The sequence below is a fragment of the Celeribacter sp. PS-C1 genome, assembly GCF_019429625.1.
Taxonomy (GTDB): domain Bacteria; phylum Pseudomonadota; class Alphaproteobacteria; order Rhodobacterales; family Rhodobacteraceae; genus Celeribacter.
The window spans coordinates 42931-65829 of record NZ_JAHXRW010000011.1 but is presented as its reverse complement, the minus strand read 5'-3'; the positions used below and the strand labels follow the sequence as shown (position 1 = coordinate 65829).

At 60.0% G+C, this 22899-nt stretch carries 22 protein-coding genes; 16 read left to right on the top strand and 6 right to left on the bottom strand.

Annotated elements, in window-relative coordinates; all coding sequences use genetic code 11:
- Positions 1 to 98: 98 nt before the first annotated feature.
- Positions 99 to 719 carry a 30S ribosomal protein S4 gene (rpsD, locus tag J5Y17_RS15275; protein WP_219786223.1) on the top strand — a complete coding sequence of 207 codons (621 nt, stop codon included), beginning with the start codon at positions 99 to 101 and terminating at the stop codon, positions 717 to 719.
- A 74-nt stretch (positions 720 to 793) separates the two neighbouring features.
- Here rpsD and J5Y17_RS15270 read toward each other — a convergent pair whose 3' ends face one another.
- Positions 794 to 1432 carry a hypothetical protein gene (locus J5Y17_RS15270; protein ID WP_219786222.1) on the bottom strand — a complete coding sequence of 213 codons (639 nt, stop codon included), beginning with the start codon at positions 1430 to 1432 and terminating at the stop codon, positions 794 to 796.
- A 257-nt stretch (positions 1433 to 1689) separates the two neighbouring features.
- Here J5Y17_RS15270 and J5Y17_RS15265 point away from each other — a divergent pair, with 257 nt between their 5' ends.
- The 4 genes from J5Y17_RS15265 to J5Y17_RS15250 all read left to right on the top strand — a co-directional run bounded on the left by J5Y17_RS15265 (position 1690) and on the right by J5Y17_RS15250 (position 5722).
- Positions 1690 to 2805, top strand: a complete 1116-nt coding sequence (locus J5Y17_RS15265; RefSeq protein ID WP_219786220.1) for an endonuclease/exonuclease/phosphatase family protein — start codon at positions 1690 to 1692, stop codon at positions 2803 to 2805.
- Positions 2806 to 2950: 145 nt separating this feature from the next.
- Positions 2951 to 4045 carry a histidinol-phosphate transaminase gene (hisC, locus tag J5Y17_RS15260; RefSeq protein WP_219786218.1) on the top strand — a complete coding sequence of 365 codons (1095 nt, stop codon included), beginning with the start codon at positions 2951 to 2953 and terminating at the stop codon, positions 4043 to 4045.
- Positions 4038 to 4973 (top strand): prephenate/arogenate dehydrogenase family protein, encoded by a 936-nt coding sequence (locus J5Y17_RS15255; RefSeq protein ID WP_370628974.1) that lies wholly within the window; start codon positions 4038 to 4040, stop codon positions 4971 to 4973. The genes hisC and J5Y17_RS15255 overlap by 8 nt, the downstream gene beginning before the upstream one ends.
- A 200-nt stretch (positions 4974 to 5173) precedes the next feature.
- Positions 5174 to 5722: an extensin family protein gene (locus J5Y17_RS15250; protein WP_370628973.1), complete on the top strand. Its 549-nt coding sequence runs from the start codon at positions 5174 to 5176 to the stop codon at positions 5720 to 5722.
- A 175-nt stretch (positions 5723 to 5897) separates the two neighbouring features.
- Here the strand turns inward: J5Y17_RS15250 and J5Y17_RS15245 are convergent, their stop codons facing one another.
- Positions 5898 to 6899 (bottom strand): DUF2125 domain-containing protein, encoded by a 1002-nt coding sequence (locus J5Y17_RS15245; protein WP_219786215.1) that lies wholly within the window; start codon positions 6897 to 6899, stop codon positions 5898 to 5900.
- A gap of 90 nt (positions 6900 to 6989) precedes the next feature.
- On the opposite strand from J5Y17_RS15245, the gene J5Y17_RS15240 reads away from it, so the two are divergent.
- The 3 genes from J5Y17_RS15240 (at position 6990) to J5Y17_RS15230 (ending at position 10451) form a co-directional block, all read left to right on the top strand.
- Positions 6990 to 7550 (top strand): gamma-glutamylcyclotransferase, encoded by a 561-nt coding sequence (locus J5Y17_RS15240; protein ID WP_219786213.1) that lies wholly within the window; start codon positions 6990 to 6992, stop codon positions 7548 to 7550.
- Positions 7551 to 7627: 77 nt separating this feature from the next.
- Positions 7628 to 8827, top strand: coding sequence for a biopolymer transporter ExbB (locus J5Y17_RS15235; protein WP_219786212.1), 1200 nt, complete (start codon positions 7628 to 7630; stop codon positions 8825 to 8827).
- A gap of 1 nt (position 8828) precedes the next feature.
- Positions 8829 to 10451, top strand: a complete 1623-nt coding sequence (locus J5Y17_RS15230) for a peptidoglycan -binding protein (RefSeq protein WP_219786210.1) — start codon at positions 8829 to 8831, stop codon at positions 10449 to 10451.
- Positions 10452 to 10454: 3 nt separating this feature from the next.
- Here J5Y17_RS15230 and J5Y17_RS15225 read toward each other — a convergent pair whose 3' ends face one another.
- From J5Y17_RS15225 to gloB, 3 genes are all read right to left on the bottom strand, one after another.
- Entirely contained in the window at positions 10455 to 11429 is a 975-nt protein-coding gene (locus J5Y17_RS15225) for a M23 family metallopeptidase (protein WP_219786208.1), read from the bottom strand.
- Between the two features lie 68 nt (positions 11430 to 11497).
- Entirely contained in the window at positions 11498 to 13831 is a 2334-nt protein-coding gene (gene clpA / locus J5Y17_RS15220; protein WP_219786206.1) for an ATP-dependent Clp protease ATP-binding subunit ClpA, read from the bottom strand.
- Between the two features lie 243 nt (positions 13832 to 14074).
- Positions 14075 to 14839: a hydroxyacylglutathione hydrolase gene (gene gloB / locus J5Y17_RS15215; protein WP_219786205.1), complete on the bottom strand. Its 765-nt coding sequence runs from the start codon at positions 14837 to 14839 to the stop codon at positions 14075 to 14077.
- Positions 14840 to 14902: 63 nt separating this feature from the next.
- Here gloB and J5Y17_RS15210 point away from each other — a divergent pair, with 63 nt between their 5' ends.
- From J5Y17_RS15210 to J5Y17_RS15175, 8 genes are all read left to right on the top strand, one after another.
- Positions 14903 to 15652 (top strand): class I SAM-dependent methyltransferase, encoded by a 750-nt coding sequence (locus J5Y17_RS15210; RefSeq protein WP_219786203.1) that lies wholly within the window; start codon positions 14903 to 14905, stop codon positions 15650 to 15652.
- Between the two features lie 384 nt (positions 15653 to 16036).
- Entirely contained in the window at positions 16037 to 16597 is a 561-nt protein-coding gene (locus J5Y17_RS15205; protein WP_219786201.1) for a F0F1 ATP synthase subunit delta, read from the top strand.
- Positions 16597 to 18135: a F0F1 ATP synthase subunit alpha gene (gene atpA, locus J5Y17_RS15200; RefSeq protein ID WP_219786200.1), complete on the top strand. Its 1539-nt coding sequence runs from the start codon at positions 16597 to 16599 to the stop codon at positions 18133 to 18135. Before J5Y17_RS15205 ends, atpA begins: the two co-directional genes overlap by 1 nt.
- Positions 18136 to 18153: 18 nt before the next feature.
- Positions 18154 to 19026 carry a F0F1 ATP synthase subunit gamma gene (locus tag J5Y17_RS15195; protein WP_219786198.1) on the top strand — a complete coding sequence of 291 codons (873 nt, stop codon included), beginning with the start codon at positions 18154 to 18156 and terminating at the stop codon, positions 19024 to 19026.
- Positions 19027 to 19044: 18 nt separating this feature from the next.
- Positions 19045 to 20469: a F0F1 ATP synthase subunit beta gene (gene atpD, locus J5Y17_RS15190; protein WP_219786197.1), complete on the top strand. Its 1425-nt coding sequence runs from the start codon at positions 19045 to 19047 to the stop codon at positions 20467 to 20469.
- 21 nt (positions 20470 to 20490) lie between these two features.
- A complete protein-coding gene (gene atpC / locus J5Y17_RS15185; RefSeq protein ID WP_219786312.1) occupies positions 20491 to 20901 on the top strand; it encodes an ATP synthase F1 subunit epsilon in 411 nt (136 codons plus the stop codon).
- A 74-nt stretch (positions 20902 to 20975) separates the two neighbouring features.
- Positions 20976 to 21329: a hypothetical protein gene (locus J5Y17_RS15180; protein WP_219786196.1), complete on the top strand. Its 354-nt coding sequence runs from the start codon at positions 20976 to 20978 to the stop codon at positions 21327 to 21329.
- 68 nt (positions 21330 to 21397) lie between these two features.
- Entirely contained in the window at positions 21398 to 21745 is a 348-nt protein-coding gene (locus J5Y17_RS15175; protein ID WP_219786194.1) for an H-type lectin domain-containing protein, read from the top strand.
- A 73-nt stretch (positions 21746 to 21818) separates the two neighbouring features.
- Here the strand turns inward: J5Y17_RS15175 and J5Y17_RS15170 are convergent, their stop codons facing one another.
- Positions 21819 to 22835 (bottom strand): ribose-phosphate pyrophosphokinase, encoded by a 1017-nt coding sequence (locus J5Y17_RS15170; protein ID WP_219786193.1) that lies wholly within the window; start codon positions 22833 to 22835, stop codon positions 21819 to 21821.
- Between the last annotated feature and the right edge of the window lie 64 nt (positions 22836 to 22899).

Sequence of the window (22899 nt, the reverse complement as noted above, 5' to 3'; positions counted from 1 at the left end):
GGTGGCCCTCGCAAGAGGAACCCTGTCAACCCGGGGTGCGGCTTGGACCGTCCGGGGAGAGGACAACGCCCTTCGAAACTTTTAGAAGGAGATCAGCCGTGACCAAACGCACGTCTGCCAAGTACAAAATCGACCGCCGCATGGGCGAAAACATCTGGGGCCGTCCGAAGTCCCCGGTCAACCGTCGTGAATATGGCCCGGGCCAGCACGGTCAGCGCCGCAAGGGCAAGCTGTCCGACTTCGGTCTGCAGCTCCGCGCCAAGCAGAAGCTGAAAGGCTACTACGGCGACCTGACCGAGAAACAATTCCGTCGCATCTTTGCTGACGCTGAGCGTCAAAAAGGCGACACCGGTGAAAACCTCATCGGTCTGCTGGAATCCCGTCTCGACGCCGTCGTCTACCGCGCGAAATTCGTGCCGACCGTCTTCGCCGCCCGTCAGTTCGTGAACCACGGCCACGTGCTCGTGAACGGCAAGCGCGTGAACATCCCCTCCTACCGTGTGAAAGAGGGTGACGTGGTTGAAGTTCGTGACAAATCCAAACAGCTCGCCGTTGTGCTCGAAGCTGTGGGTCTCGCTGAGCGTGACGTTCCGGATTACATCGACGCCGATCACTCCAAAATGACCGCGACCTACGTGCGCAAGCCGGGCCTCTCCGATGTGCCCTACGCTGTGCAGATGGAACCGAATCTCGTCATCGAATTCTACGCTCAGAACTAATCTGAGCCGATCTTCGAAAATTTACGAAAGGCCGTCCCTTTGGGGCGGCCTTTTGGTTTTGCACAGATGGGGTCTCAGAACAGCGACAGCGACTCGACATAGCGCTCAAATGACGTGCCGGTCACCTCAGGCACGGAACGTGACAGCCGTGACAGGCGGTCGTCAAATTCCCGCATCCCGTCACGCAGGGCGACCATTTCGTCATTGAGTGTCCTGTCGTCATGAATGCGGCCTGCATCGTAGGCGGAGTGCGCCACATCGGAGGCCACTGTCCCGAAATCTAGATTGGAACTGGCTTCGGCTGCTGCGATCCGCAAGAACAGGTCATCGCCACGCTCCGCAAGGTCTTGATTGAATGCCACGAGATGGGTGTCCAGGGATGCGCCGCCGCTGATTGGCCAGCCAAAGCTGCTGCGTGTGGCCTCTTCCTGCGCGAGAGGGTGTGTCCCGCTGGCCAGCGCGACCTCGGCGAAATCGTTGGGTGGCATGTCGAGCGTGTCCATGATGTCGCTCTGCGCCTGTTTGGCGGAGACAAAGTCATTGAGTGCCATCATCGCGTGGTCAAGTGCGTGGCCGTTCATCTCGACCGGCCCTGTGCGCCCGTCCGTCAGCATGCTCTGCGCCCCGGCGAGTGCCGGCGCGAGCGCAAGAGCTGTGGTGATGCTGAGCGTGGCGAGGCGGTGTTGAAGTGCGTGGGATAGGATGCGTTTCATCTGGTGCCCTCCTTACTCTCAGATGTGCGTCTAAGACCAAAGTATAACATTGCGTCCGGACCGGACCTAATTTTTGGGGTCGTAGATTGGAGGATATGCCCGCTGAAAACGCCGATCCGGCAGGTTCGCTTGCTGATTTGTCAAAGTGTCGCAAGACGTTGTCGGATGTGCTGAAATACTAAGCAGGCTTGGCTTTGCTCAGGGTTGAACCGGTTGGGACTGCAGTCCCCGAGGCGTTTAGGGCGACGGATTGCGGTGTGTTTTCCAAGAAAGCCGGGCTGATCCGAATCCCGTTTCGCGCTATGCTGATCGAGTTGGTTATCAGTATCAGGGAGGCCGCGATGGCCGCGCGTGACATTTCTTTTGCGTCTTTCAATCTCTACAATCTGCAATCCCCCGGCGCCGCGATGTATTCCGGCTCTACGTGGTCGGAGGAGGAATATGCAGCCAAGATTTTCTACACCGGTGCGGTTTTGAAACGCCTATCTGCGGATGTCGTGGGCTTTCAGGAACTTTGGGCCGAGGAGGCCCTGCAAGAGGCGATGCAGATGGCCGGGCTTGATGCGACGCATCAGGCGCTTGTCCCGCCCGGTCATCCCGGAACGCGCATTGTTTGTGCCGGGCTGGTGCGCAAAGACATTCTTGTCGACGATCCCGAATGGATCACCGAGTTTCCCGATGAGATGGTGCTGGCCTCGGGCGGTGATGATCCGCAACAGGATCGCATCGCTGTGGCGCTTACCAGCTTCTCACGACCGGTCCTGCATCTCACCGTCCAGCCGCACCCTGATACGCCGGTCATTCATGTCTTTGTTTGCCATTTCAAATCCCGCCGCCCGACCGAGCTTTGGCGCGAGGAGTGGTATGAGCGCGACACACACAAAGATCACCTGACGGCTCTGGGTTATGCCGTCTCGACCATCCGCCGCACGGCGGAGGCGACGGCTTTGCGGATGATCATCACCAATCTGACCAAGGGCACGAACACGCCTGTGGTGGTGATCGGCGATATGAACGACAGCAAATTGTCCAACACGCTCAATATCTTGACCGAACAGCCGCAATATCTGACGGGGCTTTCCGAGGGCGGCGGAGACAACGCGCTCTACACGGCGCAGACGCTTCAGGAATATCGCTCGACCCGCGACGTCTATTACACGCATGTCTACAAGAAAGAGCGCGAGAGCCTCGATCACATCCTGTTTTCGCAGGAGTTCTACGATCATTCCAAACGCCGTCTGTGGGCCTTTGACGAGATGACAGTCGATAATGATCACCTCAATCTCGATGACCACAAGGCGACAGGCACGAACGATCACGGCATCATCCGCGCCGGGTTCAAATGGAAACCTGCGACGGGGGCTGTTGTCTGAGGCACCGCATGGTCCCGACCAATGCGTGTCGATGGGGGCACACACCGACGCCACAACGCAACATCTGCACAGAGGTTGCTCATCTGTCTGGCAATGTCGAACGCGCAGCGCTAAGAGAGGCGGACAATTCTAAGCGAGTGGACACATGACCCGTTTGATCGAACCGCAACCCGGCATTCTTGACATCGCTCTCTATCAGGGCGGCGCCAGCCATGTGCAAGGCGTGGACAATGTGATCAAGCTGTCGTCGAACGAGAACCCGTTCGGCGCGCCCGAAGGCGCCAAGGCAGCTTTTGCCAAGGCGGTTCATACCCTCCACCGCTACCCGAATACCGATCACACCAGCCTGCGCAAAGCCATTGCAGATGTGCACGGTCTCGATGCCGCGCGGATCATCTGTGGCGTTGGTTCGGATGAGATCATCACCTTCCTCTGTCAGGCCTATGCCGGCGTGGGCGATGAGGTGATCTACACCGAGCACGGCTTTTCCATGTATAAAATCTCCGCCCGTGCCGCAGGCGCCGAGCCCGTCTGTGTGCCGGAACGCGAGCGCGTGGTGGATGTGGATGCCATCCTCGCCGCCTGTAACGAGAAGACCAAGCTGATCTTCATCGCCAATCCGGCGAACCCGACCGGGACAATGATCGGTCAACGCGACATCGCGCGTCTGGCCTCGGAGATTCCGTCACAGGCGATCCTTGTTCTTGATGGCGCCTATGCCGAATTCGTCGAAGGTTTCGATGGCGGCGCGGCTTTGGTCGAGGCGCGGGACAACGTGGTGATGACACGGACATTCTCGAAGATCTACGGTCTGGGCGGCGTGCGCGTCGGCTGGGGCTATGGTCCGCAGGAAATCATCGACGTGCTGAACCGCGTGCGCGGTCCGTTCAACCTGTCGGAAGCGCAAATGGCCGCCGCCGAAGCCGCAGTCAAAGACCGCGATTGGGTGGAGAAATGCCGTGAGGACAACACCCGTCTGCGCGCATGGCTGGCCGAAGCGCTGATGGAGCTGGGCGTGCCGTCTGACACTTCCTGCGCCAACTTTATCCTCGCCCGGTTCCAAGATCAGGGGGAGGCAGAGGCCTGTGACGAGTTCCTCAAGCAAAACGGCATCATCGTGCGCCGTGTGGCGGGCTATGGTCTGCCGAATTGCCTGCGGATCACTGTGGGCGACGAGGCCTCCTGCCGTCGTGTTGCCCATGTGATCGGCCAATTCCGCGGGGAACAGGCCGGTGTCTGAGACGGGATCAAAGGTAATCTATAATCGCGTCGCGTTGATCGGGCTTGGTCTGATCGCGGGCTCGATGTCGTTGGCCATGCGCCGCGCGGGCGTTGCAGGCGAGATCACGGGCTTTGCCCGCTCTCAGGCGACGCGCGAGACCGCGCGTGAAATCGACCTCGTGGATCGGGTCTGCGACACGGCCGCCGAGGCCGTGTCGGATGCCGATCTCATCGTTCTGGCCGTGCCCGTCGGCGCGATGGGCCCAGTGATGGAAGAGATCCAGAGCGCGCTGAAACCCGGCGCGGTGGTCACCGATGTGGGCTCGGTCAAGAAATCCGTGCTCGACGCCGTGATGCCGCATATCCCAGAGGGCGTGCAGTTCATCGGCACTCACCCTATGGCGGGCACTGAGCATTCTGGGCCGCGCTCTGGTTTTGCCGAGCTGTTCGACAACCGTTGGTGCCTGATCGTGCCGCCCGAGGGCGCGGACGAGGGTGAAGTCAAAAAGCTCGAAGATTTCTGGGCTGCTTTGGGTGCCGATACCGAGCGGATGGACCCGGAGCATCATGATACAGTCTGTGCCGTGGTCTCCCACGTGCCGCACCTGATCGCCTACACGATGGTGGGGGTTGCCGACGATCTGCGCCGGGTGACCGATCAAGAGGTGATCAAATTCTCTGCCGCGGGTTTTCGCGATTTTACCCGGATCGCGGCGTCTGACCCGACCATGTGGCGTGATGTGTTCCTGACCAACAAGGATGCCGCTCTGGAAATCCTTGGCCGCTTCACCGAAGAGCTTTTCGCCCTGCAACGCGCGATCCGCACCGGCGATGGTGACACGCTGCATGATTATTTCACCCGCACCCGCGCCATTCGTCGCGGAATCATCGAGGCGGGTCAGGACACGGATGCGCCGGATTTCGGCCGTGTGAAGAAGGGCGGATGAGGCGGCGGGCCGTCATATGTGCCCTTGTTCTCAGTGCTCTTAATCTGTCCGTAGCGCCCACTTTTGCACTCGACAGCTCTCCGATGCCGTTGCCTCGTCCTGGCTCGGTTGCTCCCTCGACTATGGAGATATCGGACACCTCGACGGTCGCGACGGCTTTCGCTTCTCCTGTCCCGAAACCGCGCCCCAAGGTGCCTGCCGTGCTCGAAGTGCGTTATGGTCAAAACGGTTCGGTGTGTGGCGTCAATGCGATCCGGGGGCAAAATCTAAAAGCCGTTCCGGGGCGCGTTTCCGGCTGTGGCATTCAGAAACCTGTCCAGATCACCGAGATTTCTGGCGTGAAACTTTCGACGCCGGCGATGGTGGATTGCGGGACGGCCAAAGCATTGCACTCTTGGATCGAAAAAGGCGCCAAGCCGAGCGTTGGCAGATTGGGCGGTGGGCTGGCGCAACTGGAAGTGGCGGCAAGCTATGTCTGCCGTCCGCGCAACAATCAGGCCGGTGCGAAGATCTCCGAACATGGTCGAGGACGCGCCATTGATATTTCGGCTGTCCTTTTGGAGAACGGAACGCGCATCACTGTTCTGGAGGGCTGGAATGACCCGGTGCGTGGACCGCTCATGCGCAAATTGCATCGCGCGGGCTGTGGGCCATTTGGTACGGTTTTGGGGCCGGAAAGCGATGTCTATCACCGCGATCATTTCCACTTCGACACGGCGCGCTATCGCTCTGGAAGCTATTGCCGCTGAGATGTGCGAGCACGTTTGCCCAAGGCAGGCGTGGTAAACACCTATCTCTCTCAGGCGTTAAGGTTATCCAGTTTAGGGGTAACGCGGGGAGGGAGAATGCGATTGAGGATAAGGGTCAGGTAAACAAGGTTTTAAAGCTGACGAAAGTCAGAGACCTGTCGCCCCGCCACAGTCCTCAGCGAATGACGATCCGCGGTGCAGGCCCCAAGGGGATGAAACCAAGCGAAATCATCCCATCTTTGAGCGTCAGTTCCGCATCAATTGTATCCTTGCGCCCCGACAAGCCCGCCAACATTTCACCCGCGCGCAGAGACAGCTTGCTCATATTCTCCGGGATCGCACCCACGGAAATCGCAAGCTCGATCATCTCGCGCCAGTTCTCTGCCTTGACCGCAAGTTTGCCCTGCGGATAACCGCGGCTGTCGATGTCGAAACTGCCCGCGAGTTTCAGGTCCAGCTCCCCCCAATGCGCGTCCAGCGTGGTCAATTCGATCTTCGTCGGCTGTGGACGCGGCCCTTCGAGCGCGTGGATGTTCCATGGCCCATCAAAAGTTGCGCGCATGTCGAGATCCAGCGTCTCGAATTCATCGGATAAAAGGCCTTTGGGATCAATCTCTTCGATCAATCCACCGGTCGGGGCAAACCCCGCGACATGCATTTTGATGTCATGGGTGAGCGGGTCGTCGTTCTGACGCTGTGTGGTGATCTCGCCCGTGTCCAGCGACAGCCCCCAAGTGGCGGTCGAGACTACGCGAAAATCTTTGAGTGTCAAAGCTGCATGATCCAGCGTCAGATTCGGTCCGGCATCGACGAAAAGCTGGGCTTCGGCCAGCTCCTGTGTGATGTCGAGACGCTGATAGGGCGAGGCGAGTGTGACCTCAGGCGCCATGCGCAAGGTGAACCGCGTTGGGCGATGGCTCTGGCTCAGAATCTCGATCTTGGGCGTGGAAAGCGCCACTCCGGTGCGCGGGTCGGCCAGATGCGGGTCACGGATTTCCGTGTCGAAACGGGTCGGGAAGCCGCGGGTCTTGATGTCGGAGACCTCGGCTTGCCACCCTTCGGCGCTCCGAGCGTTTACCCATGCGGCGATGGCGCCTTCCGTGCCTTTCGCACCGATCATCCAATAGCCGGTGTAGATCAGGGCGGCGGCCAGAACGAGCCAGAACAGTTTGCGCATCATCACCTCTTGTGAAAAGGATCGGGTCAGTCCGACCCCGTGTTTAACTGCGGGGCTGGCGGGTGAAAAGACAGCAATGAGGAAAAGACGATGACGGGCGATCACGCGTTGGTGCGAGATGGGTTTTGGGTCTTTGGCTATGGCTCTTTGATGTGGAATCCGGGGTTTGCCTTTGTCGAGAGGCACCCTGCGACACTGTCGGGCTATGCGCGCTCGTTTTGCATGTGGTCGATCCACCATCGCGGCACGCCGGAGGCGCCGGGTCTGGTTCTGGCGCTGGATGAGGATGAGAGCGCGCACTGTCGCGGTCTGGCGTTGCGGGTGGCCCCCGAGGCGGCGGAGCATACTCTTGCCTATCTGCGCGAGCGTGAATTGGTGTCCTCCGCCTATCTCGAACGCGAGGTTACATTGCGGCTGGAGGACGGGCGCGCAGAACCGGCTCTGGCCTATGTCGTTGATCCTGATCACGAACAATACACCGGCGCTTTGAGCCTCGAGCGGCAGGCCGATGTCATCGCGGCGGCGGTCGGGGGACGCGGGCCCAACAGTGACTATCTGTTCTCCACCGCCTTGCATCTCGCGGAGCTTGGCATGGAAGATATGGAGCTGACTGAGCTGTCAGAAATGGTCCGTCATCGCCTAAATCCGTAGCCACACGAAATCGCGTGTTGGCAGACGGGGGCACTTACCCCTATCGTGGCGACAACAGGACAAAAAGGTCAGGGTCTATGAACCAACCCGCGTATAAAACCGAGCGCGAGGCCGAGCTTAAATTCTTTTCCCAACCCGTGCGTCAGATCACCTTGATGATCATCGTTCTGGGCTTGGTCGTGGCCGGTTTGGTCATGGCCCTGCCGCGTGTGGGGCCGGTGTTTTTGGCCAACCCCTATCTCAACGGGTTTATCGCCGTCGTCTTCATTATCGGCATTCTCGCCTGTTTCTTGCAGGTGGTCCAACTCGTCGCCTCCGTCAACTGGATCGAGCGCTTCACTGGCCAGCGCCCAAAGGTTCCCGGCAAAACCGCACCGCGTCTTTTGGCGCCCTTGGCCGCGCTTCTGCGGGATCGCAATTCGCGGACGCAGATTTCCTCGACCTCGGCGCGCTCGATTTTGGACTCGGTGGCCACGCGGATCGATGAAGCCCGCGACATCACGCGATACATTTCCAACCTGTTGATTTTCCTTGGCCTTCTGGGGACCTTCTACGGTCTTGCCACCACGGTCCCTGCGCTCGTCGAGACCATTCGCTCGCTTTCACCTTCTGAGGGCGAAGGTGCGGGGGATGTCTTGACCCAGCTCATGAGTGGGCTCGAAAGCCAGTTGGGCGGCATGGGCACGGCCTTTGCCTCGTCACTTTTAGGGCTTGCGGGCTCTTTGGTCGTCGGCATGCTCGAACTCTTTGCCTCGCACGGTCAAAACCGGTTTTTCCGCGAGCTTGAGGAATGGCTCTCCACCATCACGCGCCTTGGCGTTGCGGGGGATAGCGACAGCGGGGATGATCTGTCGGGGGCGGTCGCGGTGCTTGATCACATGGGCCGTCAGATGGACGAACTGCAGACCCTCTTTGCCCGCGCTGAAGCCGGGCGGATGGAGACGGACGGGCGGCTCGCGCGGCTCACCGAGACGCTCGAACAGATGAACCTGCGGCAGAGCAAGGAAGAGGATACTGTCAATGTCCTCGCGCGTGTTGCCGATGGGCAGGAGCGCTTGGTGGAGGTCATGGGCACACGGGGCCCGGACCGCGCTCAAGACCACGAGGCGCTCGATGCCGAATCCCGGATGCGGCTGCGCTCCATCGACGTGCAGCTGTTGCGCATTCTTGAGGAGCTCTCTGCCGGGCGCCAAGAAAGCCTGGCTGAGTTGCGCGCAGAGATTGCCGGTCTGACGCGGACCCTGCGCGAGCTGGGCCAAGACGACCGGGGCGTCTGATATGGCCGTTCTGCGCCGCTCCTCTCATCGCATGTCCGGCTCGATCTGGCCGGGGTTCGTCGATGCGATGACGGCGCTTTTGCTGGTTCTGATGTTCGTTCTGACCATCTTCATGGTGGTGCAATCCATGCTGCGCGACCAAATTTCCGGTCAGGAACATGAGCTTGATGCTTTGAGCGCGGAGCTTAACGCGCTGGCCGATGCGCTCGGTATGGAGCAACAGAAAAACCTTGGCCTTGAGACCCAGATTGGCACGTTGAGCGCCACTTTGTCCGACTTGCGTGGTCGGGCGGAGGCACAGGCGGAGACCATCGCGGGGCTTGAGACGGAGAATGCAACACTCTCCGGTCGGATCGCCTCGTTCGAGGCCCAAGTCGCCAGTCTGATCGCGGAACGCGATGCGGCGTTGACCGAAGGCGCGCAGCTGGCCGCGCAGATCGACGATCTGGAGGCCGCGCGGGCGCAGTTGATTACGGAACAAGAGGCGGCACAGCTTGCACTGGCGAAGGCGCGCGATGAGATCGACGCGGCCACGGAGGAGGCTCGACTGGCGGCCGCGCGGCGTGAGGCTCTGGATGCCTTGGTCGCGGATTTGCGTGCGCAGGCTGTGGATCGGGAAGCGGCGTTGGAGGCCGCGCAAATCGAGTTGTCGCAAGCGGAACAGGATCGTTTGGCCGACGCCGCGGCGATGCAGGCGCTCAAAGAGCGGTTTTCGGGCGCCGATGAGGAATTGACGGCGATGAGCCTCGCGCTAGAGGAAGCGCGCAAGGAAGCGGAGGAGACCCTGACACTTTTGGCAGCAAGCCGCACCGCGCGCGACGATATGCAGGCGCAGCTTGATCAGGATATTTCCGAGCGCGAAAAACAGGCCGCGCTTTTGGCAACGGCGCAGGCTGCACTTTCTCAGGAAGAGGCGAAATCGGCCGAAGCCGAGCGCAAGCTGGCGCTGTTGAACGCGCAGGTGGCGCAGATGCGTGAACAATTGGCCGCACTTCAGTCGACCCTCGATGTGCGCACGGCGGCGGATACGGAAAACGAAGTTCAAATCGACAGCCTGACGCAGCGGTTGAATGCGGCTCTGGCACAGGTCGCGGCCGAGGAACGGGCACGCGCGGCCTTGGAAGAGGCGGAGCGCAAGCGCTTGGAAGAAGAGGCCCGGTCGCTGCAGAACTACCGGTCAGAATTCTTTGGCCGTTTGCGCGAAATCTTGGGTGATCGCGAGGGCGTGCGCATCGTGGGCGACCGCTTTGTGTTCTCTTCTGAGGTTCTGTTCGAACCGGCCTCTGCGGAACTCGGGCCTTTGGGTCGGACGCAGATCGCGCGTGTGGCGCGGATCCTGTCAGAGGTGGCGGCGGAGATTCCGCCGGAGATCGATTGGGTCATTCGCGTCGATGGTCACACCGACAAGACCCAGCTGTCCGGAACCGGCGAATACCGTGACAACTGGGAACTGTCCCAAGCGCGGGCGCTCTCCGTTGTGCGCTATATGTCCGCGGAGTTGGGTTTTGATCCCTCGCGTTTGGTGGCGGCGGGGTTTGGTGAATATCAACCGGTGGCCGAGGGCGACAGTCCGGAGGCCTTGGCCCAGAACCGGCGCATCGAATTGAAATTGACAGAAAAATAGAACTTAAGGCGCGATCTGAAACCGTGTTTCGCGCTGGTCGATCACGGTCCCGTCGCGCAGCATTTGCACCGTGGCACTATAGCCGCCGGTTGGCCATGTGCCCGGATTGCGTTTGCCGATGGCGCGGAACAGCTGGGCTTGAGATCTGTCGAGTTCAGCGTCCTGACTGATGACCTCGCCCTCGGGGCCAAAAATCGATAGGCGCAGCACATCGCCCGCACGGCTACCGTAGGCAAAGCCGTATACGACAAGCGCGGGGCTTTGTGTGGTGAACGCCGCGGCCCCCGCCGTGCCCGCTTTGACCGCCTCATATTCGGGAACTGTCGTATCGATGCCCACGTCCAAAAGGCCACCAGCCTGGTAAACCATGTCGCGGTCCCAAAGCGTGCCGCTCAGGATCGCGTCCGGTCCGCAGGCGACGGTGCCCGCAGGATTGAACGGGTCGATGGTTTTGTCGTTATGACGCACGGAGAGGTGGACATGCGGGAATTGCGTCAGACCCGACAGGCCGACTTGGCCCAGAACGGTTGCCGAGGACACTCGGTCGCCCTCCTGAACCGCGATGCTGTCCTTCATCATGTGGCAATATTGTGTGACCCAGCCGTCGCCATGATCGACCACAACGCCATTGCCGCATTCCTTCCCGGTGATGTCGGGCGCGCCTTCGCGGCCTTGGGGGAAATCCTCCATGCCGTCGCGGGTGCCGATGACGGTGCCGGGTGCTGAGGCGAGAACATCGACACCATTCCAAAGGTCGATGACGGCGGGCAGGGCGAAATCAGTGCCTTTGTGACCGTCATAGGAGAGCGTGCCACAGGTGAAATCCGCCGCCCCCGGGCCGGGGTCGGTGTCGACATAGCTTTGGATGTAACAGGTGTCGCCCAGTGTGCAGTTGATCGGCGGCGACAGCACCGGATCACGCGCCAGAGCGGGCGCGGCGATTGAAATGAGGCCAAGGAAGAACAGTGGTTTCGTCATGAGGTCCAAGCTGACGTAAAAAGCCCCGCCAAGACAGGTCCTGACGGGGCTTTTGTTTGTTTTTTAAATCACTCTGCGGTCAGAAGTGGTGGCTTCTTCGAACGTCCGATGCGCGGGGCACCCGGCTCCTCGATGCGCAGTTCGATGTCGCCATCCTTGACGCCCACCTTGACCACGCCGCCCTTCGACAGCTTGCCGAACAGAAGCTCTTCAGCGAGCGGTTTTTTGATGTGCTCCTGAATGACGCGGCCCAGCGGACGTGCGCCCATCTTGTCGTCGTAGCCCTTGTCGGCGAGCCATTCGGCGGCCGGGCGGGTGAGTTCGATGTGCACGTTGCGGTCCATGAGCTGGGCCTCAAGTTGCAGTACGAATTTCTCGACGACCTGCAGGATGACCTCTTTCGGCAGCGGGCCGAAGGAAACCACCGCGTCCAGACGGTTGCGGAATTCCGGCGTGAAGGTGCGTTCGATCGCGGCGGTGTCTTCGCCTTCGCGACGGTCGCGGCCAAAGCCGATGGCTTCTTTCGCCTGCTCGGACGCACCCGCGTTGGAGGTCATGATCAGGATCACGTTGCGGAAATCGACGGTGCGGCCGTTGTGATCGGTCAGCTTGCCGTTGTCCATCACCTGCAGAAGAATGTTGTAGACATCCGGGTGGGCCTTTTCGATCTCGTCGAGCAAAAGCACACAATGCGGATGCTGGTCGACGCCATCGGTCAAAAGACCGCCCTGATCGAAACCGACATAGCCCGGAGGCGCGCCGATCAGACGGGAGACCGCGTGTTTCTCCATGTATTCCGACATGTCAAAGCGCAGCAGTTCCACGCCAAGGCTATCTGCGAGCTGTTTCGCAACCTCGGTTTTACCCACACCGGTCGGACCGGCAAAGAGGTAGTTGCCGATGGGTTTCTCCGGCTCGCGCAGACCCGCCCGCGACAGTTTGATCGCAGAGCTGAGTGTCTCGATGGCCTTGTCCTGGCCGAAGACGACGCGTTTGAGCGTGCCTTCGAGATCCTTGAGCACCTCGGCATCGTCTTTGGAGACGTTCTTCGGCGGGATGCGGGCGATCTTTGCCACCACGGCTTCGATCTCTTTCGGGGAGATCGTTTTACGGCGTTTGCTTTCGGCCACGAGATGCTGGGCCGCGCCCGCTTCATCGATCACGTCGATCGCCTTGTCGGGCAGTTTACGGTCGTGAATGTAGCGCGCGGACAGTTCAACGGCGGTCTTGATCGCATCTGCCGTGTAGCGGATGTCGTGATGCTCTTCGAAATAGGGTTTGAGACCCTGAAGGATTTTCACCGCATCATCAACCGACGGCTCGTTGACGTCGATTTTCTGGAACCGACGCGACAGGGCACGGTCTTTCTCGAAATGCTGGCGGAATTCCTTATAGGTCGTGGAGCCCATGCAGCGCAGTTTGCCGCCCTGCAGCGCAGGCTTCAGCAGGTTGGAGGCATCCATCGCGCCGCCAGATGTGGCACCCGCACCGATCACGGTGTGAATCTCGTCGATGAACAGCACCGCGTCCGGGTGATCTTCGAGCTCTTTGACGACTGCTTTCAGGCGTTCTTCGAAATCGCCGCGATAGCGCGTGCCCGCCAAAAGCGCGCCCATGTCGAGCGAAAAGATCGTGGATTTGGAGAGAACCTCCGGGGTTTCACCGTCAACGATTTTTTTGGCGAGACCTTCGGCGATGGCGGTCTTGCCCACGCCCGGATCGCCCACCAAAAGCGGATTGTTCTTGCGGCGGCGGCAAAGAACCTGAATGCAGCGCTCGACCTCATGGGCGCGACCGATCAGCGGATCGACATCGCCCTCGGCGGCCTTCTTGTTGAGATCGACGCAGTATTTCGCGAGCGCGGACTCTTTGTCCTCGCCGGAGGATTGCGGCTGCGCGCTTTGGGTTTCTTCCTGCTGTTCTTCAGAGCCGGTGATCGGGCGTTGTTCGCCAAAGGCGGGGTCTTTCGCCACACCATGGGCGATGAAATTCACCGCATCGTAACGCGTCATATCTTGTTCTTGCAGGAAGTAGGCGGCGTTGGATTCACGTTCAGCAAAGATCGCGACCAACACGTTGGCACCGGTCACCTCGGTGCGGCCCGAGGATTGGACATGGATCGCGGCGCGCTGGATCACGCGCTGGAACGAGGCGGTAGGCACGGCCTCAGAGCCTTCGACATCGGTGACGAGCGTCGAAAGATCGTCCTCGATATAATCCAGAAGGGTTTTTCGCAGCTCCTCAAGCTCGACATTGCAGGCCTGCATCACGCGGGCCGCGTCGGGCTCGTCGATCAGGGCCAGCAATAGGTGTTCCAGGGTTGCAAGTTCGTGGCGGCGGGCGTTTGCCAGCGCCAAGGCTGCATGGATGGCTTGCTCAAGGGTGTTCGAAAATGACGGCACGTTGGGGGTGCTCCTTCGCATTCGGGGTCTCTAAAGGGGCATGTTTTGCGGCCCGCCCCCTAAGTTTTGGCCTGATACTCTTAAAGTTCGATTGAAACGCGCGCGCTTCAAGCAAAAAAATGGTTAACGGGGGTAAATTTTTGTGAGGCGTCAAGTTTTGAGCGCTTTGTTTGGGGCGATCCCCTGTTTTCCAAGAAACTATGTAAGTTTACTTGACAGGAAAACAAGGGGCCAACTCATGCGTTAAAACGAGTCCTTTCGGGCTCTGATTTCGGCGAAAACCTCGGCGTCGGAAGCGTCCTCCATACCCAAAAGCTCTTTCACTGGCGCCAGCCCGGCGCGCAGGAAAGGATTGGTCGCAAGTTCCAGAGCCAGCGGCGAGGGCACGGTGGCTTCGCCGTTTTCGCGAGCCGCCTCAATGGCTTTGGCACGGTTTCGCAGCGCCGCGTTGTCGGGTTCGATGGTCAGCGCAAACCGCGCATTCGAGGCGGTGTATTCATGGCCGGAGTAGACCACGGTGTCCTCTGGCAGGGCGGCGAAACGCGAGAGCGTCTCCCACATCTGCGCAGGGGTGCCCTCAAACAGACGACCGCAGCCAAGCGCCATGAGGCTGTCCGCAGAAAACAGGGCCTTGGCTGAGGGGATGTGATAGGCGATGTGGCCTATGGTGTGACCATCGGCGGCCAGAATCTGCACCTCATGCCCGGAGAAATCAAAGCTTTGCCCCGGCTCTACGATGCGCATGAGCGGCGGCAAGCGGTGTTGGTCGGCCTTGGCGCCAGTGACCGTCGCGCCCGTCGCCTCAACCAGCCCGGGGGTGCCGTCCACATGGTCCCAATGGTGATGAGTGAGCCAAATCTCATCGAGCGTCCAGCCACGTTCGGAGAGGGCATCCAACACGGGGGCTGGATCGGCTGCATCGACCAGAGCGGTGCGCCCGCTGACGGGATCATGCACAAGAAAATCGTAATTGTCCGTAAGGGCGGCAATGGTGACGATCTCTAGCATGGCGTTCTCCGGTATCTTGCGTCTATGGTGTTCCTAACATTTGGGGAAGGCCCGCGGATTGCAATGCATCTCGACGTCGTTGAGCTGAGAAATTTCTACTACCGGACCGGATTGGGCCGCGCCGCACAGCGCGCGATCCGGGATCAGGTTGTGGCCTTTTGGCCCGATGCGGAACGTCAGTCTGTGGCGGGCTTTGGCTTTGCCGTGCCGTTGCTACGCCCCTATCTGGCAGATGCGCGTCGGGTGATTGGCTTGATGCCGGACCAGCAGGGGGTGATGCATTGGCCTGCGGGGATGCCGAATGTCTCGGCGCTGTGCCCTGAGACGCGCTGGCCGCTCCAGACCGGATTCGTCGACAAGCTGGTGGTCATGCACGGGCTCGAGACCTCGGACGCGCCGGATGCCTTGTTGGAAGAATGCTGGCGGGTGCTTGGGCCGGGGGGCAAGGCGCTCTTTGTGGTGCCGAACCGAGGCGGGCTTTGGTCGCGCTCAGACAGCACGCCGTTCGGTTATGGGCGGCCCTACAGTCTCAGCCAGCTTGAGTTGCAGCTGCGGCGCTCGCGGTTCTTGCCTGAACGTCACGCCGCGGTTCTGTTTCAGCCACCGTCACACAAACGATTTTGGAAACGCTGGGGGCCGGTGTGGGAACGCGTCGGGCGTCAGATGCCGACGGCGCTCGCGGGCGGTGTTCTGGTGGTCGAGGTCTCGAAACAGGTCTATGCCCAAACCGGGTCCGGTTCGCCGGAAGCAGTGCGCCGCAAAGCCGGGGTGCTCGAAGGTCTGCGCCCTGTGCCCGAGGCGAAACCTGTTTGACCGCGCCCAAGTCAAATCTGTGGCAAGTCTCGCGTCAGATCATCATTTTTCGTGCCCGCGTTTTCGGGCCAGCGGATCGAACGCGAGGGAATCACACGGTTTCGTGAGGCAAATCCGCATCGCTGTCGCAATTTTTTTGCGCCGCTTCGAAGGGGTGGGAGGCGGAAAACCCTTAAAGCCCTGAAAACTCTGACCGCAGAGTTGCAATCTGTTGGCGCTAAACTGGCGCAACAAGGTTGCGGCAAAGTTGAGGCTCTGCTACATCCACGCTGATTTTGTTGCCTGTGCGGTTCGCGTGCGGGTCAATCAAGCTGCTCTACCTCCATGAATGACCTCAAAAACGGGGCAGAAGGGGGAGGGCCCTAAGACATCGGAAGGGTGGACGTGTCCGAACCAGCTTCGATCTCCAGCGGCATCGCCGCACGCTACGCAAAGGCCGTTTTCGAACTGGCCAAAGAAAGCAATGCCATCGCGGCACTTGAGGGGGACGTGGCGACGCTGTCGACAGCGCTCTCCGAGAGTGACGATCTCAAGGCCCTCATTTCTTCGCCGGTGTATTCCCGTGAAGAATTGGAAGCCGCGATCACCGCGATTGCCAAAAAGGCCGGTCTGACAGACTTCGTGTCCAGCACGCTGGCTCTGATGGCGCAAAACCGCCGTCTTTTCGCCTTGCCGCAGCTTGTAGCTGCTCTGAGCGCCCTTCTTGCCGAAGAGCGTGGCGAAGTGACCGCCGAGGTCGTGTCCGCAAAAGCGCTGACCAAGACCCAGGCCACCAAACTTGCCAAGACCCTCTCCGAGAAGTTTGGCAAAGACGTGAACATCAATGCGACCGTGGATGAATCTCTCATCGGCGGTCTTGTCGTCAAGGTGGGCTCGAAGATGATCGATACCTCGATCGCCTCCAAGCTCAACTCCCTCCAGAATGCAATGAAAGAGGTCGGATAATGGGAATCCAGGCAGCTGAAATTTCTGCGATCCTTAAGGAGCAGATTAAAAACTTTGGCCAAGAGGCCGAAGTTGCTGAAGTGGGCCGCGTGCTCTCCGTCGGTGACGGTATTGCGCGTGTGTATGGCCTCGATAACGTTCAGGCCGGTGAGATGGTCGAATTCCCCGGTGGTATCCGCGGGATGGCCCTCAACCTCGAATCCGACAACGTCGGCGTCGTGATCTTCGGCTCCGACCGTGACATTAAAGAAGGCGACACCGTCAAGCGCACCAAGTCCATCGTGGACGTGCCCGCTGGCGACGCGCTTCTCGGCCGCGTGGTCGACGGTCTGGGCAACCCGATCGACGGCAAAGGCGCCATCGCCGCTTCCGAGCGTCGCATCGCCGACAGCAAAGCACCGGGCATCATCCCGCGTAAATCCGTGCACGAACCGATGGCCACAGGCCTCAAGTCCGTGGACGCGATGATCCCGATCGGTCGTGGCCAGCGTGAGCTGATCATCGGCGACCGTCAGACCGGTAAAACTGCCGTTGCTCTCGACGCCATCCTCAACCAGAAGTCCTACAACGACGCTGCTGGTGGTGACGAGAACAAGAAACTCTACTGTATCTACGTGGCCATCGGTCAAAAACGCTCCACCGTTGCTCAGCTCGTCAAAAAGCTCGAGGAAACCGGTGCGATCGAATACACCACCGTCGTCGCCGCAACCGCGTCCGACCCGGCGCCGATGCAGTACCTGGCTCCGTACACCGCGACCGCGATGGCCGAGTTCTACCGCGACAACGGCAAACACGCCCTGATCATCTACGATGACCTCTCCAAGCAAGCTGTGTCCTATCGTCAGATGTCCCTGCTTCTGCGTCGTCCGCCGGGCCGCGAAGCTTACCCGGGTGACGTGTTCTACCTCCACTCGCGCCTGCTCGAGCGTTCCGCGAAGCTGAACGAAGATTTCGGCGCCGGTTCCTTGACGGCTCTGCCGATCATCGAAACCCAGGGCGGTGACGTGTCTGCGTTTATTCCGACCAACGTGATCTCCATCACCGACGGTCAGATCTTCCTCGAGACCGAACTGTTCTACCAAGGTATCCGTCCGGCTGTGAACACCGGTCTGTCCGTGTCCCGCGTGGGCTCCTCGGCTCAGACCAAAGCCATGTCCTCCGTGGCTGGCCCGGTGAAACTGTCGCTCGCTCAGTACCGTGAGATGGCAGCGTTTGCTCAGTTTGGTTCCGACCTCGATGCCGCAACTCAGAAACTTCTGAACCGTGGTGCGCGTCTGACCGAGCTGATGAAACAGCCGCAATACGCGCCGCTGACCAACGCCGAGATCGTCTGCGTGATCTTCGCTGGCACCAACGGCTACTTGGACAGCATCCCGGTGTCCGAAGTGGGCGCCTATGAGGCGAAGCTGCTCGACTTCCTGCGCAACCAGAAAGCCGACGTTCTTCAGTGGATCACCGACGAAGATCCGAAGATCAAAGGCGAGCCTGCTGACAAGCTCAAAGCGGTTCTGGACGAATTCGCCAAAACCTACGCTTAATCCTGAAGGACAGCTTTAATGCCCAACCTCAAGGATCTCAAAAACCGGATCGCGAGCGTGAAATCCACGCGCAAGATCACCAAGGCCATGCAGATGGTGGCCGCCGCGAAACTGCGGCGGGCACAGGATGCGGCTGAGGCCTCGCGTCCCTATGCAGAGCGTTTCAACGCTGTGCTCGGGTCGCTGTCGGCTTCGGTTGGTGGCTCCGATACCGCGCCCCGGCTTCTTGCCGGGACCGGAAAAGACGATGTGCATCTGCTCGTTGTCATGACCTCTGAAAAGGGTCTGTGTGGTGGCTTTAACACCAACATCGTGAAACTGGCGAAAACCCGCATCGTCGAGCTTCAAGGCAAAGGCAAGACGGTGAAAATCATCACCGTCGGCAAAAAAGGCCGTGAACAGCTCAAGCGTGATTATGCGGATCTCTTCGTCGCTCACGTGGACCTGACCGAGGTGAAGAAAATCGGTTACGCCAACGCGCAGGACATCGCGAAGGACCTTCTGGTTCGCTTCGATGCCGGCGAGTTTGACGTGGCGACGATCTTCTATGCCAAATTCCAAAACGTCGTGACCCAAGTCCCGACTGCGCAACAGATCATCCCGGCGGCCTATGAGGCCGATGAGGATGCCGGTGGCTCGCTCTACGATTACGAGCCCTCCGAGGAAGGCATTCTGGCCGACCTTCTGCCGCGCGGTGTGGCGACGCAGATCTTCTCGGCGCTGCTGGAAAATGGTGCCTCCGAGCAGGGCGCGCGGATGTCCGCAATGGACAACGCCACCCGCAACGCAGGCGACATGATCGACAAGCTGACGATCGAATACAACCGTTCGCGTCAGGCCGTCATCACCAACGAGCTTATCGAAATCATCTCGGGCGCTGAAGCGCTCTAAGACCCGGAGTAAAGAAACATGGCACAGTCCAAAGGCAAGATCACGCAGGTGATTGGCGCCGTTGTCGACGTACAGTTCGACGGCGAGCTCCCCGCCATTCTCAACGCGCTTGAAACCGACAACAACGGCAACCGTCTGGTTCTCGAAGTTGCTCAGCACCTCGGCGAAAACTCGGTCCGCACCATCGCGATGGATGCGACCGAAGGCCTCGTGCGCGGTCAGGAAGTGACCGACACCAACGGCCCGATCACCATCCCGGTGGGCAATGCGACCCTCGGTCGTATCCTCAACGTGATCGGTGAGCCGGTCGACGAAAAAGGTCCGGTCGAAGCCACCGAGCGTCGTCCGATCCACGCGGAAGCCCCGGAGTTCTCCGAACAGGCGACCGAAACCTCCATCCTCGTCACCGGCATCAAGGTGATCGACCTTCTCGCACCTTACTCCAAAGGTGGTAAGATCGGTCTCTTCGGTGGTGCAGGCGTGGGTAAAACCGTTCTCATCATGGAACTCATCAACAACATCGCAAAAGTGCACTCGGGCTTCTCCGTGTTCGCTGGTGTGGGTGAGCGGACCCGTGAAGGTAACGACCTTTACCACGAGATGATCGAATCCAACGTCATCAAGCCGGACGCCCTCGAGGAGTCCCAGGTGGCTCTGGTTTACGGTCAGATGAACGAGCCTCCGGGAGCCCGCGCACGTGTTGCTCTGACCGGTCTGACCCTCGCTGAGCAGTTCCGTGACCAGTCCGGTACCGACGTTCTGTTCTTCGTGGACAACATCTTCCGCTTCACGCAAGCCGGTTCCGAGGTGTCCGCACTTCTCGGCCGTATCCCCTCCGCTGTGGGCTACCAGCCGACGCTGGCCACCGACATGGGTGCGATGCAGGAACGTATTACCTCCACCAAGAACGGCTCGATCACCTCGATCCAGGCTGTGTACGTGCCCGCCGACGACCTTACCGACCCGGCACCGGCCACGACCTTTGCTCACTTGGACGCGACCACCGTTCTCAACCGTGCGATCTCCGAGCTCGGCATCTACCCGGCTGTGGACCCGCTCGACTCCTCTTCGCGTATCCTCGATCCGCAAATCGTTGGCGAAGAGCACTACAACGTCGCACGTCAGGTTCAGAACATCCTTCAGCGCTACAAGTCGCTGCAGGACATCATCGCCATCCTCGGCATGGACGAACTGTCGGAAGAAGATAAGCTGACCGTGGCTCGCGCCCGTAAGATCCAGCGTTTCCTCTCCCAGCCGTTCGACGTGGCGAAAGTGTTCACCGGCTCCGACGGTGTGCAGGTTCCGCTCGAAGACACGATCTCGTCCTTCAAGGCGGTTGTGGCCGGCGAATACGACCACCTGCCGGAAGCAGCCTTCTACATGGTTGGCGGCATCGCGGAAGTGCTCGAAAAAGCCGAGAAACTGGCTGCAGAAGCTGCCTAATTTTAACCCGGAAGGAGGCCTCTGATGGCTACAGTCCAATTTGATCTCGTCTCTCCCGAGCGCAAACTTGCGTCTCTCCAAGTGGAGCAGGTCCAGATCCCGGGTTCCGAAGGCCGTTTGACAGCGATGGCGGGCCACGAGCCCACCATCCTCACCCTGCGTCCCGGTCGTTTGATCGTGAACGGGCCGGAAGGTGAGATGGAATTCATCGTGACGGGCGGGTTTGCCGAACTGGCGCCGGAGAACATCTCCGTGCTGGCTGAGGTGGCTTTGCCGCGTGGGGAAATGTCGCAAGAGATCGTCACCGATCTCATCGCGAAAGCCCGCGCCGAACATGACAAGGCGTCGCAAGAAGAGCAGGCAGAGACCCACACGTTCCTGTCCGATCTCTTCCACATCGCCGAAGACCTCGGGTTCCACACCAATCTCTGATTGGCTGTGACACGTGAATTGGAAAGGCCCCGCATCTCAGCGGGGCCTTTTTTATTTCTGAAAGGATTTTGATGATGGGTGACGCGTTTCGACCCCGTGTCCACGGCTGGGTCGTGACCTGTTTTGGCGAAGACGTCGCGATGGACGCGGCAGAGCGCAACCGGCGGTTTTTGGAGGAGGCTCTGGAGCTGGTGCAATCTTTGGGCATGACGCAATCTGCGGTCCATGAGCTGGTCGATTACGTCTTCTCTCGAGCCAAAGGCGAGGCGGTGCAGGAAGTCGGCGGTGTCATGGTGACCCTCGCCTCGCTTTGCGCAACCCATGGCATGGATATGGCAGGGGAGGCGGACAAAGAATTGAGCCGCATCGAGGCCCCCGAAGTGATCGCCAAAATCCGCGCCAAACATGCAGGTAAGCCGAAGGTCTGAACTGATAACCCTTTCCCTCTTCCCTTGTTCACGCGTTTCGGGGCAATCTGCCTGCGGGGGAAAGATTAATGCTTAGAATAGACAGTCATCAGCTCGGGATCTCTCAGGGATCCTTTGTGCTCTTTTCGGATTTTCAGGTTGGGGGCGCGATGTGGACGGGGCAGGGGCCACGTGAGCTACGCCGCGTGGTCGAATTCGACGAGGCCTATCTGCGACCGCCATTGGTTCAGGTCAGTCTCTCAATGCTCGACATCGACCATTCTACCAACCACCGCGTCGATATTTCCGCAGACATGGTGTCTGAGGAGGGCTTTATGATCGTCTTCCGCACTTGGGGTGATACCAAGATCGCGCGGGTGCGAGCCGATTGGACCGCTTTCGGGCCGGTGCGTCATGAGGATGACTGGGAGGTCTGAGAAGATATTCAAGCCATGAAAAAAGGCGCGTCGGGGAGGTCCCGCGCGCCTTTTCCATGAACGGCTCAACAGCTTACGGGTGATACACACCTTCGTAGAGCGGCACGAGCGTCTTGTCTTCGAACAGCGAGGACACGGAGGTGCCGTTCCAAGTGTTGATGATCGCCTGCGCAAAGAGCGGCGCGGTCGGCACGATGCGGATGTTCTTGCAGGCGGCGACGGCTTCATTGGCCTCGATCGAGTCGGTGATCACCAAGGATGAGAGCTTGGAATTGGTCACGCGCTCCACGGCAGGACCGGACAGCACGCCATGGGAGATATAGGCGTGCACTTCGGCGGCGCCGTGATCCATCAACAGATCGGCGGCTTTGCAGAGCGTGCCAGCGGTGTCCACAAGGTCATCGACGATGATACATTTCTTGCCCTCGACGGAACCGATCACGGTCATCTCGGCGACCTCACCCGGCTTTTCGCGGCGTTTGTCGACGATCGAGAGCGGTGCGTCGATGCGCTTTGCGAGCTCACGGGCACGGGCCACGCCGCCAACGTCAGGAGAGACGACCATGATGTCGCTCAGACCGTCCTTGAAATGATGTTTGATGTCGAGCGCAAAGACCGGCGAGGCGTAGAGGTTGTCGACTGGAATGTCGAAGAAGCCCTGAATCTGCGTCGCGTGCAGATCGAGCGTCAGAATGCGTTCAATGCCTGCTTCGACCATCATGTTGGCGACGAGCTTCGCGGTGATCGGCGTGCGGGCCTTGGTGCGGCGGTCCTGACGGGCGTAGCCGAAATAGGGGATCACGGCGGTGATGCGGCCCGCGGACGAGCGGCGCAGCGCGTCGGTGATGATCAGCAATTCCATGAGGTTGTCGTTGGCCGGGTTGGACGTCGGCTGAACAACGAACATGTCCTCGCCACGCACGTTCTCATAGACCTCGACGAAGATCTCGCCATCGTTGAACCGCTCAACACGAGCATCGCACAGGTCGATCGACATGCCGCGGTGCATCGAGAGACGGCGGGCAATGGAATTCGCCAGCGTGCGGTTTGCATTGCCGGAGATGAGTTTCGGTTCATGAGATGTGGGCATGGCAGCTTTTCCCAGAGTGTTTGGCGAAATTGGCGCGGGGATCGTCACGGAATCGTAACGTTGA

Coding starts and splice junctions, on each gene's coding strand:
- J5Y17_RS15230 (WP_219786210.1), top strand. CDS start 8,829: ATGGCCGTTCTGCGCCGCTCCTCTCATCGCATGTCCGGCTCGATCTGG.
- J5Y17_RS15235 (WP_219786212.1), top strand. CDS start 7,628: ATGAACCAACCCGCGTATAAAACCGAGCGCGAGGCCGAGCTTAAATTC.
- atpD (WP_219786197.1), top strand. CDS start 19,045: ATGGCACAGTCCAAAGGCAAGATCACGCAGGTGATTGGCGCCGTTGTC.
- J5Y17_RS15245 (WP_219786215.1), bottom strand. CDS start 6,899: ATGCGCAAACTGTTCTGGCTCGTTCTGGCCGCCGCCCTGATCTACACC.
- J5Y17_RS15170 (WP_219786193.1), bottom strand. CDS start 22,835: ATGCCCACATCTCATGAACCGAAACTCATCTCCGGCAATGCAAACCGC.
- J5Y17_RS15175 (WP_219786194.1), top strand. CDS start 21,398: ATGCTTAGAATAGACAGTCATCAGCTCGGGATCTCTCAGGGATCCTTT.
- gloB (WP_219786205.1), bottom strand. CDS start 14,839: ATGCTAGAGATCGTCACCATTGCCGCCCTTACGGACAATTACGATTTT.
- J5Y17_RS15210 (WP_219786203.1), top strand. CDS start 14,903: ATGCATCTCGACGTCGTTGAGCTGAGAAATTTCTACTACCGGACCGGA.
- J5Y17_RS15240 (WP_219786213.1), top strand. CDS start 6,990: ATGACGGGCGATCACGCGTTGGTGCGAGATGGGTTTTGGGTCTTTGGC.
- J5Y17_RS15180 (WP_219786196.1), top strand. CDS start 20,976: ATGGGTGACGCGTTTCGACCCCGTGTCCACGGCTGGGTCGTGACCTGT.
- atpA (WP_219786200.1), top strand. CDS start 16,597: ATGGGAATCCAGGCAGCTGAAATTTCTGCGATCCTTAAGGAGCAGATT.
- hisC (WP_219786218.1), top strand. CDS start 2,951: ATGACCCGTTTGATCGAACCGCAACCCGGCATTCTTGACATCGCTCTC.
- J5Y17_RS15195 (WP_219786198.1), top strand. CDS start 18,154: ATGCCCAACCTCAAGGATCTCAAAAACCGGATCGCGAGCGTGAAATCC.
- J5Y17_RS15225 (WP_219786208.1), bottom strand. CDS start 11,429: ATGACGAAACCACTGTTCTTCCTTGGCCTCATTTCAATCGCCGCGCCC.
- J5Y17_RS15270 (WP_219786222.1), bottom strand. CDS start 1,432: ATGAAACGCATCCTATCCCACGCACTTCAACACCGCCTCGCCACGCTC.